This is a genomic window from Erysipelothrix piscisicarius, assembly GCF_003931795.1.
Taxonomy (GTDB): domain Bacteria; phylum Bacillota_I; class Bacilli_A; order Erysipelotrichales; family Erysipelotrichaceae; genus Erysipelothrix; species Erysipelothrix piscisicarius.
Genome location: NZ_CP034234.1, coordinates 460,879 through 474,019, shown reverse-complemented (window position 1 = coordinate 474,019; position 13,141 = coordinate 460,879). Strand labels below are relative to the sequence as shown.

Below are 13,141 nucleotides of genomic sequence, written 5' to 3'. Positions count from 1 at the left end.
TTTAACCCTAATAATAAATAAGTCCATTAAAAAACCAGTCCTAAACTGGTTTTTTAACCCCTACGTAACTGGAAAGATACTCACGTACTTCTGCGCTTGAATCACGATTAGTTAAAATCATTAATGTATCACCCGCACAAATAATACTATCTCCATGTGGAATAAATTCATGGTCTCCCCGACTTATCCCTGTCAAAAGACTTGATCTTGGCCAACTAACATCGCGAACCATGCAACCGTCAAGAGCACTTTCAACGTGCACACACAGTTCAACAATAACTTTTTGACCGGTAATATTGGGTTCCCGTTCTCCCACCAAACGTTCCAACATCGCTTCATACACAGGTTCTCCCCCACATAAATCCGAAATGACATAAGCAACCAAAGAAACAACCGCCATCGGCATCAGTTGATCAAAATTACCAACCATCTCAGTGATTAGCACAATTGCCGTGAGCGGTGCTTTACCAATGGCGGTAAAGTACCCTGCCATTGCAATCACAATAAATGATTTTAAAAGGTTCGGATCGAAGCCAAACTGTGTCGTTAAAAATACACCATATATTGCCCCTAACAAGGAACCAAGAGAAAGAATTGGTAAAAATATACCTCCTGGTAGACCAGAACCATAAGAAATCATCGAGAATATAAATCTTAGAATAAAGATTGAAATGAGTGTGGAAAGTCCAAAAGGATTCTCCGCAAGAAGATGAATAATATCACTCCCTCCTCCAATTAAGTGTGGATAAAAATAACCAATCGGAATTACGAGGATAAATGGAATAACTCCGTAAAAATATGGTGGCATTTTTTTGAGCTTGCTGTAGACCGTAGGTATCCAGAGAACGACTTTTTGGTAGATAAAGCCCGCTACACCTAAAAGCACACCTAAGAACACTAAGAATCCATAATGCTTCAATTCAAATGTTTGTAAATATCCAAACGATAGGATTGGTCTTAAACCAAAAAAGTAAAGTGAAATAAAATTTGCTGTTGTCGTTGCCGCAAGTGTCGTTAGAAGAACAAGTGGCGAGAAATTATGATGAACCTCTTCCAATACAAACAACAACCCTGCTACCGGAGCGTTAAACGCCGCGGCGAGACCCGCTCCTGCTCCACTTGAGACCAATACCTTTTCAGACATCCTATTGCCTTTAAATCCTTCATTAACACCTTGTCCAACGGCTGCACCTAACTGAATCGAAGGTCCTTCTCTACCTAAAAAGAGCCCAGATCCAATAGCCAAAACACCCGCAACTCCTTTTCGCAAAACAATCGAGAGCCAATTCATGTGCATTACCCCTAATATTTGACCTTCAATTTGCGGAATACCACTGCCTTTAATCATTGGATCTTTTTTAATAAAGAGCCCCAAAACCACCGCAAGGATGATTGATGCGATAACCCAAAAAAGAATCATTTGAGGATTAATGTGTAAGAGTGCATAACCCAACTTCACAAGTCCTAACAATTCCTCAATAAGATATCGAAATAAACTGACAACAAGACCTGCGCAGATACCTACCAGTATTCCCTTACCAATAAAGGCTAAACGCGTCTTATCAAAATAATTAATAATCTGTTCTTTTTTCTTCAAAATGACAACTCCCAACTTTTTCTTCATTATCATACGCTTATGATGTTTTTCTGACAAGAATAAATAAAAAAAAATAGATACGCATTTGTATCTATTTTACGACCTTGGTTTTCGATAATTTGTAATTTCAATATATTCCATACGTCCCGAATCAATATCAAATTTGAAAACACTTTTAGCTTTTTTAGTATGTTCAAATGTAATGTTTTTAAATCGTGCATTTTCATCTTCCGTGTAGTCCCCTAATTGTTCTATGATTGTTTCTTTGGGTGTTTCAAAGGAAATGCCTTCATGGACAATAATATCCACAGGATCATCATAATACGATTCACGATTTTCAGCACTTATCGATGCTACAAGCGTCTCTTCTAACATCTTTTCTTCATCTTCGGGATTAAAGAATGCAATCCAGATAATATTTCGATCTTTGCGTAAAGCATAACCATCTGTATAACTATTTGAAGCCAGGGAGATGCTTTCAATATCTGTTGTCGGAATCCATCCATCTTCAAATAAGGTTTGATACGATACTGGGAGTTGATACGCTTTCCCACCCAGTTTAAATGCAATGGTTTCATATGTATTCACAGGCGGTTCAACCACTTCCGGTTTTCCGGCGTATCGCTGCAACCCGTTAAAATTAGTAATAGAACTAAAAAAACACTTAGACGTTTCATATATCCACCTCGTTATCGTCATAATATCATAAGTACAACCTTACTTAAAGATGTTGGAATCCTGATTTAAAACTTTTGTATAAATCCCTCTTAATTGTTCCCCAATCGCTTTAATACTGCGATCTTTCGCTACTTGATATCCTGCTTCAGTTGTAGAAGGCAAAGTTTGATCAAGACATCCTTGAACAATGCGGATAAAATCCTCATTACATTCACCCTTATAACAATTCTCACCATCCACAAGCCATGGATCGTATACGCCAATATTTCGAACAAGGGTTTGGCAATGTGCAGCCAATGCTTCCAAAACAACGATACCCTCTGTCTCTTCGTAAGATGGGAAAAAGAACAGATCAGCACACATATATGCCCCTTCAATAATATCGCCCGCAATATAACCAGGTAGTAAGACATTATCCGGTTTCTGTTTAATCGCATCACGAATCTTTTGTGTAACACTTGCAAGCGGAGTGTGACCAAACCAAATGAATGTTACCTCGGGCATCTTGCGAGCAACTTCCATAAAATCAGGCAATCCTTTGCGTTCAAAATAGAGTCCCACCGAAACCACTACAGGTTGACCTTCTTTAATCTTAAAGTACTCTCTAAATGCTTGAACCTTTTCAGCACGATATTCAAATCGACTTAAATCAATGCCGTTGGAAATATCTTCAATTGGGATCGTGATTCCATATCCTTCAAGAATTCGCTTGGAATAGGGTGTTGGTGTCAAAATATAATCCCCCAACTTATAACTTGAAACAATATGTTTTTTAAAGAGTGGGGCAATTTGATTGGAAAACATAAATGAATTTCGGAAGTCTTCCTCGGTAGAATGGGCGTGATACACAACCTTTTTACCCCGACGATGGGCTTTACGTGCAAACATGCGCGCACCAAAATCCACAGTATTAATATGAACCAAATCATAGTCGTCTTGCGTGTTTGTTGTGAAATCGACTTTAGCTTCGGTCAATGCACGAACTTGGTGCTTCATTGCACGTCCAATTCCCGATTTACTAAATGCTTTCTCGCCCTTTTGATAGAGTAATATTTTCATGATTAACCGCCTTTTTCATCTGTACTCTTAGCCTATCATTGTGACTAGAACCTGTCAATAAAGGTTCTAAGACAATCTTTCCCTTTCAATTTTGTGTATCTTTCGTTACAATAAGTTATAAGAGGTGATTTTAGATGCATGGCGATATGCGACGTACACAAATTATTACAAAATTGATAGAATCCGAGCATGCAATCAGTGCAAATCAGTTCGCAAAACGTTTCAATGTCTCACGACAGATTATTGTTGGTGATGTCGCACTACTTAGAGCGCAAGGGCACGATATCATCGCAACGGGTAAGGGTTATCTCATGAATCGTATTGATGCGAATCGAAATATATACACCTTGGCGATGCAACACAATCACCAGGATACCCAAAGAGAATTAGAAATATTCATTAAGCATCACGCTCAAGTTTTGGATGTCACCGTTGAACATCCAATTTATGGTTACCTTACAGGGCAATTAAAAATCCAATCTCAAGAGGATATAGACCTTTTTATGAATCAAAACCCCGAATTGCTTGCCTCCTTAACCAATGGTATTCACTTGCATCGCGTTGCCGTCTCTGAAGAAAATTACGCCGATTTAATCACTGAATTAAAAAAACATGCGTTTCTCTATGAAAGTAACTAGGGTGTCTTGACACCTTTTTCTTTTCCCTCTACAATACTCCTAGGTGTCAAGACACTTTGGAGGTTCACAATGAAATCTGTTCGTAATCTAAGCATCACTGCACTGCTGATTGCACTCGGTATCACCATACCGATGTTTATGCCTAAAATCATCATCCCACCTGCATCCTACACACTTGCAAGTCATGTTCCACTTTTCGTTGCGATGTTTATTTCGCCATCTGTAGCACTTGCCGTTGCAATTGGTACCGGTGTTGGGTTTCTTCTCTCAACTCCATTTATCGTAGCCATTCGTGCTTTTTCGCATTGTGTTTTTGCGTTATTAGGGTCGCTTTATATCAAAAAAAATCCAGACTTCTTAAGTCATAAAGGAAAACGCATCCGTTTTAATATTATTATCGGAATCATTCATGCTACCCTTGAGTGTCTCGCCGTTACACCTTTCTTTTTTTCTCAATCAATATCTATCGGTTCTTATTTTACCGTTGTCTTCTTAGCGGTTGGTGTTGGTGGTTTTATCCACAGTCTTGTCGACTTTACCATCGCATCCACAATTTTAAGACGTATTCCTTTAAAATAATATGTTATCATTAACATATATTTAAAGGGAGGTTCTTATGAAACCATTATTTATTTACTATCCAAAATGTTCCACATGCAAACGCGCTGTAAAATATTTGGAAGAAAACAATATCGATGTTGTTTATCGAGACATGATGCTTGAAAATCCAACGAAAGCAGAATTAAAAGAATGGCTCCAGATTAGTGGCTTGCCTATTAAACGCTTTTTTAATACATCTGGGATTGTTTATCGCGAAATGAAACTTAAAGATAAACTTCCTGAAATGAGCGATGATGAAGCCCTTGAATTGCTCTCTACAACCGGTCGTTTAGTTCGTAGACCGTTATTAATTGGAGACCATGGTGTGTTTGTTGGGTTCCACGAAGAGATGTATGAGACCTTAAAGTAATGATTATTCTCGTATCACCAACGAAAACACAAAAAGAGAATTCTCAATTTAATCTTGAGAATTCTCTTTTTCCCGACCTCCAATCAGAAATTCTTAGAACCATGCAAGCATATACACGGGATGAACTTAAATCGATGATGAACATCTCCGATAAAATTGCGGATACCGTGTATCATAATTACCAAAATTTTTCTGAAACAACCCCGGCACTGTGGTCTTATCAAGGGTCTTCATTTAAAAATATGAATCGAGAACAGTGGTCTACTGATGATTATCAAGAGGCACAAGATCGGTTGTATATTTTCTCCGCACTCTACGGCCTTTCAAAGTGTTCTTCTGCTGTAGGCCGTTATCGTCTTGATTTTATGATGAATGGACCCATGGATCTCTATAAAATCTGGCGTAACCCAATTACAAACTACTTAAACCGTCTTGCGCAACCTATTGTTAATCTCGCATCCAACGAGTACAGTTCGATGATTGACCAAGCACATCTCAATGTGCCGATGATTACGCTTGATTTTAAAGAACAGGTCGGTGACACCTTCAAAACAAAATCGACATACGTAAAAATCGCTCGTGGGAAAATGGTCTCACACTTAATTGAAAAACGTATCCATTCTTTCCAAGAACTGAAATCCATACGTTTTGATGGTTACAGTTACAATCGTGAATTGTCCACAGAGGATACCTATATATTTACGCGTAAAGAAAGCTAAGTCTTTCTTTTTTTGTGCAGTTTTCACCATACTTTTTCCAACGGATATCGTCAAAATGCTACACTGTACTCGAAAGCGAGGTTTATGTACATGAAAAAAGTATTTGTTTTAGGTGGAACGGGATTTCTTTGCTATCATACCATTTGCGAACTCTTGAAAAAAGACTATCAGGTAAAGACAATGTCCCTTCCTCCAATGCCCTCCGAAAATTTATTTCCGGATAATGTGGAAAGCCATTTAGGTGATATTAATCAAATGAGCGACTCTGAAATTGTTGATATGCTTTACGATGTCGATGGATTTGTTTACGCAATTGGTGCCGATGAGCGCTGGTTACCAGATGCTCCATCCTATCGGGCTTTCTATCAAGCAAATGTTTTACCCACACAACGTATTGCGCGACTAGCTGTTCAAGCAGGTGTTGAAAGTTTTGTTGTTTTTGGATCTTACTTTTCAGAGTTTGCGGAACGTCTGCCGCAATATAACTTAAAAAATCAAGGTTATCCCGGAACACGTTTACTTCAAGAACAAATTGCCTTTGCTGAAGGTGAAGGAGCGATGCGCGTTACAAGTCTTCGACTCCCTTATATATTTGGCACAATGCCAGGTCGAACACCGCTTTGGAAGATGTTTGTGGACATGGTACGTGACCAACCCGTTTATCCGGTACACAAAGGAGGTACTGCCATCATAACCGCCACACAGGTCGCAGAAGCCGCTGTAGGAGCACTTGAAAACGGAACCCACCGTACAACCTACGCAATATGCGATTCAAACCTTAAATATGAAGAATTTTTCCACATGATTGTGGAAGCATGGCTGATCGATACATCGCGGCAGATCAACATGCTGCAGCTGAAGGTAAAGAACACGGGATCCACGTCGCCATATCCCAAAAGATGAATGAAGAGGATCTCTACCTCGATCCCGCGGATACAATGGAAACCCTAGGAATTACTCCTGAAAACGACATCAAATCAGTCATTCGCGAGACACTTCGTCATTGCATATAAACACAAAAAAAGACAGCACCCTATATCTGCTGTCTTTTTACATGCTCTCAATGATATGTTTAACTTCAACCATCCCCATATCTATGTCTTCAATGTCATCTTCGGATTTCCATACGAATCCTTGACCGGATGACTTAATGTTTTCTGAAAAATCACCCGACACTTCAAAAACAAGATTTAAATAATGGACGATTTTATTGTACTTTGGCAGTTCCACAATATCTTCCGCAATCCCTATGAAATATGAGTCATCGATATCATATCCAGATTCTTCTTTAACTTCACGTTCCAACGCTTGATAGATTGTTTCATTAAGTCGTTGACGACCACCAATTAAATTATGAGCATCATCGAAGAGAATTCCCTGATCTGAACGTATTAACGCACTTACTCGAAATGTAAACTCATGTCCGGTAGCGATCGCATAACTTAAATCCTTGGACTCCAAAGAACTCGGTTCTACGGTGCGATACTCATAAAAATCAAAATCCTCTGCATTAATCAATGGGAGCCACATCTCAGGATAATTTGCTTCTTGTACCACAGAGAAAGACGTATTTTCACTGAAACCTTCCACATCCGCAATCAAGATAAAATTATGACCGTGACTACACTCAAATCCAAATGACTCTCCAAGACCGATAAATTAAAGATTTTCTATCGATTGATTAAGCGTTTCTTTAACCAAGCGCTTTGCGCAATCTTCAATGCGTTCTTTGTATCGTAAAACCCCTTGAATGGGTTTTTGGTTTTTATCAAATAAAAATTGATTGTTGTATTTAGTGAGAACTGTTACAAAAACACAGTATTCACTGTTAAATTTTAAGTCCATGGTTACTCCTTAATATAGAAAAACCGGTCTAAGACCGGTTTGTTTAATTTAACATAAATTAGTCGATTGAAACTTTGATTCCAGGACCCATTGATGTTGAGATTGTAAGGTTTTTAATAAAAGCACCCTTAACTGCAGCTGGACGTGATTTAAGAATTACGTCATGTAATGCGTTAAAGTTTTCTTCTAATGCTTCATCTGTAAATGATGATTTACCGATAATTGTATTGATGTTTGATTCTTTATCAACACGGTATTCGATTTTACCTTTTTTGATTTCTTCAACAGCTTTAGTAATGTCCATTGTTACTGTTCCAGTTTTAGGGTTTGGCATTAAACCTTTAGGTCCTAATACACGACCAAGTTTACCAAGTTCACCCATCATATCTGGTGTTGCAACGATAATATCAAACTCGACCCATCCTTTTTGGATTTCTTCAAGAATTTCTTTACCACCAACAAAATCTGCTCCAGCATCTTTTGCTTCTTGTTCCTTAGCACCTTGAGTTACAACCAATACCTTTTGTGAACGACCTGTTCCATTAGGTAATACCATAGCACCACGGATTTGTTGATCAGCATGACGAGGATCAACATTTAAACGGTATGAAACTTCAAATGTTTCATCGAATTTTGCGAAACTTGCTTCTTTTGCTAATTTGATTGCTTCAGAAATTGAGTAAACTTTTGAGCGATCCACTAATTCATTAGCTTTAACGACGTTTTTTGATTTTTTAGCCATTATACTCTAGTCCTCCATTCCTTCAATAGCAATACCCATATTACGTGCTGTACCAGCAACGATGTTCATAGCACCTTCGATGCTATTTGCATTTAAATCCGGCATTTTATATTCAGCAATTTCACGTAATTGATCTGCTGAGATTGTAGCAACAATGTTTGAATTTGGTGTTGCTGATCCACTCTTAACGCCAGCAGCTCTCTTTAATAAGATTGCAGCAGGTGTTGTTTTTAAGACAAAATCAAATGACTTGTCATCGTATACTGTAATTTCTACAGGAACGACATCTCCTGCACGTTCTCTACTTTGATCATTGAACGCAGTACAAAATTGAGGCATGTTAATACCAACACCAGCTAATGCAGGTCCTGGTTTAGCGCCACCGGCAGGGAATTGTAGTTTAACTACTCTTGCAACTTTTTTACTCACGAGACATTCCTCCTTATATGTGTTTGTCTGTGCTGTGGTTAAATGAATGGTTGCATCACTCTCCCACATAACAAAAGCCTTTTTACAGGCTTATATATTTTACATCTTACATCGGTCTAAGTCAAGTCTCTTAATGAGAGATCATTAAACTGTTTCTGGCCAAACCATGGTATGTTCGACAGGACTCTCGGGATGCGTTTCCACAACAACAAATCCTTCTCGTTTATAAAAGTTTTGTGCTTGTTTATTGTGATCATAAACATCAAGTGTGAGTTCATCATATCGCGTTTTTATATAATCAAGAAGTTGCTTACGAATTCCTTTGTTTCGATAATCTTTCAAAACAAAAATACCCGCAAGATAATAGCCCTCAGTCACACCTGCAAACCCTTGAATAACACCTTCTTCAACTGAAACATAGATGTTTGAATTCTCCATCATTTCTTTTGCAGTATCATAATTGTCTGTCCAATAGGTGGCCTCCATAAAGGAATGAACCTCCAAGTTGCACTCCAACCATATTTTCATAACCTGTTCAATCTCGGGAATTTCCATATAACGTATCATCTAACATGCACCTCTTCTTTTTATGTTTATTATACCCTATCCTTTGAATAAAAAAAGATGGGAGACTTCCTCACATCTTAATCGTTATTATTTGATTACTGATTTTACAGTTTCAGATACATTTTCAACAGTAAATCCAAATGCTTCAAAGAGTTTTGGTGCTGGTGCAGAACCACCAAAGTGATCCAAGGTTACATACGCACCATCAAGTCCGATAAATTTACCCCAACTCATCGATGACCCTGCCTCTACAGCAACACGGGCACGAACGGATGAAGGAAGTACCGATTCTTGATATTCTTTGCTTTGCGCTTCAAAGAGTTCAATACATGGCATTGAAATAACACGAACACCGATGTTTTCTTTTTCTAATGACTCAGCTGCTTCAATTGCAAGTGAAACCTCAGATCCAGTAGCCATGATGATTGCATCAACCTTTTCCGCATCCTTCACAACATAACCACCCTTAAGTGCATCCGCACCTGTTAATTTAAGTTGTGGTAAGTTTTGACGTGAAAGAATCAGTCCAACTGGTGTTGTTTTTGATGTAAGTGCTAAAACCCAGCCGTATGCTGTTTCAGTAGCATCTGCAGGACGGAATGTATAGAAGTTCGGTAATGAACGTAACATTGTTAATTGTTCAACAGGTTCATGAGTTGGTCCATCTTCTCCAACGCCGATACTGTCATGCGTTAAAACGTAGGTTAGTGGCAAGTTCATAAGTGAACTTAAACGAGCCATTGGTTTTAGGAAGTCTGAGAACACGAAGAATGTTGCAACATATGCTTTAAGTCCACCATAGAGAACAATCCCATTTCCCATTGCAGCCATTGCATGTTCACGAATACCAAAATGGATATTACGTCCTGCAAAGTTTTGTGAAGAGAATGAATCTTCATCATTCATATGAGTCATGTTTGAAGGCGCTAAATCTGCAGACCCTCCAAAAATATTTGAATATTGATCTTTAAGACGGTTAATCATCATACCTGAAACACTGCGTGTTGCCATTGGCTTATCTTCAAATTCAAAAAGTGATTTATTTGCTGTGAGTTCTTCAACAGTAATATCTTTCAAATCTCGCTCTAATTGTTGTGCTAATTCTGGATACGTATTCTTATATGAATCCATCATTGCATTCCATGCTTCTTGTGCTTTTGCGCCTTCAGCTGCAATTGAACTAAAGTGTTCGTAAACTTCTTCGGGTACATAGAATGGTTCAAGACTTGGATAATTTACAAGTTCTTTAAATGTTTTGATACCTTCTTCACCGATTGGAGCACCGTGTGATGCGGCAGAACCTTCTTTAGGTGTTCCGAAACCAATTTTTGTTCGAATTTCAATAAATGAAGGTTTATCCAGATTTACTTTAGCTTCTGTAATTGCAGCATTAATTGCTTCGATATCGTTACCGTCTTCAACTACGAATGTATCAAACCCATAGGATTCATAACGTGCACAAACATCTTCATGGAATGAAAGATCTGTACTTCCTTCAATTGTAATGTTGTTTGAATCATAAAGAACAATCAAGCGACCTAAATTCATTGCTCCTGCATATGAGGAAGCTTCACTTGTAATTCCTTCCATCATACAACCATCACCTGAAATGACATAAGTGAAGTTATTGAAGACTTCAAAACCGTCTTTGTTATATTTTGCTGCAAGATGTTCTTGAGCCATTGCCATACCAACTGCTGTCGATAGACCCGCTCCTAAAGGACCTGTTGTAGCTTCAACGCCATCCGTATGACCATATTCTGGATGACCTGGTGTTAACGAGTTAAACTGACGGAAATTTTGTAAATCTTCTTTTGAAACATTATACCCAAATACATGGAGTAATGAGTAGAGCAGTGCCGAACCATGTCCTGCAGACAGAACAAAACGATCTCTGTTAATCCATTTTGGATCAGCAGGGTTAAAGTTCATATGGTTTGCCCAGACTGTGTATGCCATGGGTGCAGCACCTAAAGGCATCCCTGGATGACCAGAATTTGCTTTTTGAACTGCATCGACAGATAACACACGTAGTGCATTAACTGCTAAGTTTTCTATATTATTCATAATTTATATGTGCTCCTTCTTTTTCATATATAAGATACATGATTTTAACGAATATATCAATGTCCCGTTTACGCCTTAAAAAGACATAGCACACTGTATTTTTAGTCGAGTTGTGCTATTTGATTAATGTCTTTTTTTAGCGCTTCAAATTTCAAGAGTGATTCTTCGATTGTTTTACCGACAACGCAATAGTAGAGCTTGCATTTTGGTTCGGTTCCCGATGGACGAATTGCAATCCAAGAACCATCTTCAAGACTGTATTTAATAACGTTTGATTTTGGTAATGTTAACATCTCACCATTTGATCGTGTCGAAGTGAGAAAGTCATCACGATATAGAACCTTAATTCCCGCAAACATTTCAATATTTGATTCTCTAAACGTTGTTAGTATTTCTTGAATACGATTTAAGCCTTCTTGTCCTGATAATGTAATCGCAACCTGCGTTTCATGATAAGCACCATGGCGGTCGTAAAGTCCGTTTAAAACATCTACAAGCGTCAAACCTTTGTTTTTATAGTAGTTTGCTGCCTCCGCAACCATCATACATGCTTGCAATGCATCTTTGTCACGTACAAAGTCCGCAATGAGGTAACCATAACTCTCTTCATATCCAAATACAAAATTGTAATCACCAACTTTATTGTGGTTTTCAATGCTATCACCAATATACTTAAATCCGGTTAATGTTTTCTCCACATTAACACCATATGCTTGCGCAATCTTTTCGCCTAGATCAGAAGTCACAACTGTATTAAACATAATTGGATTTTCGGGCATCGTTTCTTTTTCAATATGCGTAGCATAAATATATTCTTGGAGGATCGACCCACCTTGGTTCCCTGTAAGGTAAACATACGTATCTTGATGTTTAACTACAATCCCCATGCGGTCTGCATCCGGGTCACAACTCAACACGAGATCTGCATCATGGTTTTTCGCATATTCAACCGCGAGATCATAAGATGCTTTTTCTTCAGGGTTTGGTGTTTTGGTATTACTAAAATTAGGGTCATAATTACTTTGTTCAAGAACGGGTATAACATGATATCCTGCATCCGTTAGGATATCGGGTACAAGCGGATAAGATGTTCCGTGTTGAGATGTAAACACAACCGATAACGTCTTTTCTTCCTCAGGGCGTAATTGAATCGAATGAATTGCATCTTTATAGGTCTCATCAAAATCAGCTTCCATATATGTAATCATTGAACGATCACCTTGATTGATATCAACACATGTTTCATCCGGTTCCTCATTGATGAGCGTAATCACACGCGCAATCTTGTGATCCACCAATTGACAACCATTTTCATCATAGACTTTATAACCATTGTATTCTTTAGGGTTATGACTTGCTGTAATAACAATTCCCCCAACACAGTTTAAAGTTCTTCCCGCAAACGATAACTCCGGTGTTGGTCGAGGTTGTGAGAAAATGTAACTTTTAATACCGTATGTGGACAATACCATTGCACTCACATCCGCGAATTCTTTAGACATATGACGGTTGTCATATGCAATCGCTATTTTTAATTCTTGATTTTTGAATGTCTCAACTAAGTATTTCGCAAATCCCACACTTGCTTTCGCTACCGTATAAACATTAATGCGGTTAGGTCCGATTCCTAATAATCCGCGCATTCCTGCAGTACCAAATTCTAATGACTTATAAAAAGCGTCCTGTTTTGTGCTTTTATCCATTGATTTCATTGCTTCCTCAATCCATGAATAATTGCGAGCCAACTCATTCCATCTATCTAATGACATAATTCCCTCCTGCATAAAAAAAATAGAAGATTCTCATCTTCTATTTTATTCTAATTATAAA

General features: G+C 38.2%; 16 protein-coding genes. 5 read left to right on the top strand and 11 right to left on the bottom strand.

The genetic code is table 11. The features are described 5' to 3' along the window. Window positions 1–40 precede the first annotated feature (40 nt). From EEI45_RS02345 to EEI45_RS02335, 4 genes are all read right to left on the bottom strand, one after another. Entirely contained in the window at window positions 41–1,597 is a 1,557-nt protein-coding gene (locus EEI45_RS02345; RefSeq protein ID WP_228410460.1) for a ClC family H(+)/Cl(-) exchange transporter, read from the bottom strand. Window positions 1,598–1,693: 96 nt separating this feature from the next. Continuing rightward, on the bottom strand, window positions 1,694–2,185 hold the full coding sequence (locus tag EEI45_RS02340) for a hypothetical protein (protein ID WP_228410459.1): 492 nt from the start codon (window positions 2,183–2,185) through the stop codon (window positions 1,694–1,696). Further along, window positions 2,182–2,274, bottom strand: coding sequence for a lipoprotein (locus EEI45_RS10010; protein ID WP_323368222.1), 93 nt, complete (start codon window positions 2,272–2,274; stop codon window positions 2,182–2,184). Before EEI45_RS10010 ends, EEI45_RS02340 begins: the two co-directional genes overlap by 4 nt. A 40-nt stretch (window positions 2,275–2,314) precedes the next feature. Further along, window positions 2,315–3,334: a glycosyltransferase family 4 protein gene (locus tag EEI45_RS02335; RefSeq protein WP_125163997.1), complete on the bottom strand. Its 1,020-nt coding sequence runs from the start codon at window positions 3,332–3,334 to the stop codon at window positions 2,315–2,317. 134 nt (window positions 3,335–3,468) lie between these two features. Between EEI45_RS02335 and EEI45_RS02330 the strand changes: the two genes are divergently transcribed. The 5 genes from EEI45_RS02330 to EEI45_RS02310 all read left to right on the top strand — a co-directional run bounded on the left by EEI45_RS02330 (window position 3,469) and on the right by EEI45_RS02310 (window position 6,564). Further along, complete coding sequence (locus EEI45_RS02330) at window positions 3,469–3,972, top strand: transcription repressor NadR (RefSeq protein WP_125163996.1); 504 nt, start codon at window positions 3,469–3,471, stop codon at window positions 3,970–3,972. Between the two features lie 69 nt (window positions 3,973–4,041). Further along, entirely contained in the window at window positions 4,042–4,551 is a 510-nt protein-coding gene (locus tag EEI45_RS02325; protein ID WP_125163995.1) for a hypothetical protein, read from the top strand. Window positions 4,552–4,588: 37 nt separating this feature from the next. Continuing rightward, complete coding sequence (locus EEI45_RS02320; RefSeq protein WP_125163994.1) at window positions 4,589–4,942, top strand: arsenate reductase family protein; 354 nt, start codon at window positions 4,589–4,591, stop codon at window positions 4,940–4,942. Then, a complete protein-coding gene (locus EEI45_RS02315; protein WP_125163993.1) occupies window positions 4,942–5,661 on the top strand; it encodes a YaaA family protein in 720 nt (239 codons plus the stop codon). The genes EEI45_RS02320 and EEI45_RS02315 overlap by 1 nt, the downstream gene beginning before the upstream one ends. 90 nt (window positions 5,662–5,751) lie before the next feature. After that, on the top strand, window positions 5,752–6,564 hold the full coding sequence (locus EEI45_RS02310) for an NAD-dependent epimerase/dehydratase family protein (protein WP_228410458.1): 813 nt from the start codon (window positions 5,752–5,754) through the stop codon (window positions 6,562–6,564). 147 nt (window positions 6,565–6,711) lie between these two features. Here EEI45_RS02310 and EEI45_RS08910 read toward each other — a convergent pair whose 3' ends face one another. From EEI45_RS08910 to EEI45_RS02280, 7 genes are all read right to left on the bottom strand, one after another. Next, window positions 6,712–7,218, bottom strand: coding sequence for an NUDIX domain-containing protein (locus EEI45_RS08910; protein ID WP_228410457.1), 507 nt, complete (start codon window positions 7,216–7,218; stop codon window positions 6,712–6,714). A 102-nt stretch (window positions 7,219–7,320) separates the two neighbouring features. Next, on the bottom strand, window positions 7,321–7,506 hold the full coding sequence (locus tag EEI45_RS08905) for a hypothetical protein (protein WP_228410456.1): 186 nt from the start codon (window positions 7,504–7,506) through the stop codon (window positions 7,321–7,323). A gap of 58 nt (window positions 7,507–7,564) precedes the next feature. After that, window positions 7,565–8,248 (bottom strand): 50S ribosomal protein L1, encoded by a 684-nt coding sequence (gene rplA / locus EEI45_RS02300; protein WP_125163992.1) that lies wholly within the window; start codon window positions 8,246–8,248, stop codon window positions 7,565–7,567. Window positions 8,249–8,254: 6 nt separating this feature from the next. Next, on the bottom strand, window positions 8,255–8,677 hold the full coding sequence (rplK, locus tag EEI45_RS02295) for a 50S ribosomal protein L11 (RefSeq protein WP_125163991.1): 423 nt from the start codon (window positions 8,675–8,677) through the stop codon (window positions 8,255–8,257). Window positions 8,678–8,821: 144 nt separating this feature from the next. Further along, entirely contained in the window at window positions 8,822–9,244 is a 423-nt protein-coding gene (locus tag EEI45_RS02290; RefSeq protein ID WP_125163990.1) for a GNAT family N-acetyltransferase, read from the bottom strand. Between the two features lie 87 nt (window positions 9,245–9,331). Further along, on the bottom strand, window positions 9,332–11,311 hold the full coding sequence (gene tkt / locus EEI45_RS02285; protein ID WP_125163989.1) for a transketolase: 1,980 nt from the start codon (window positions 11,309–11,311) through the stop codon (window positions 9,332–9,334). A gap of 101 nt (window positions 11,312–11,412) precedes the next feature. Then, window positions 11,413–13,080 carry a phospho-sugar mutase gene (locus EEI45_RS02280; RefSeq protein ID WP_125163988.1) on the bottom strand — a complete coding sequence of 556 codons (1,668 nt, stop codon included), beginning with the start codon at window positions 13,078–13,080 and terminating at the stop codon, window positions 11,413–11,415. Window positions 13,081–13,141: the final 61 nt, after the last annotated feature.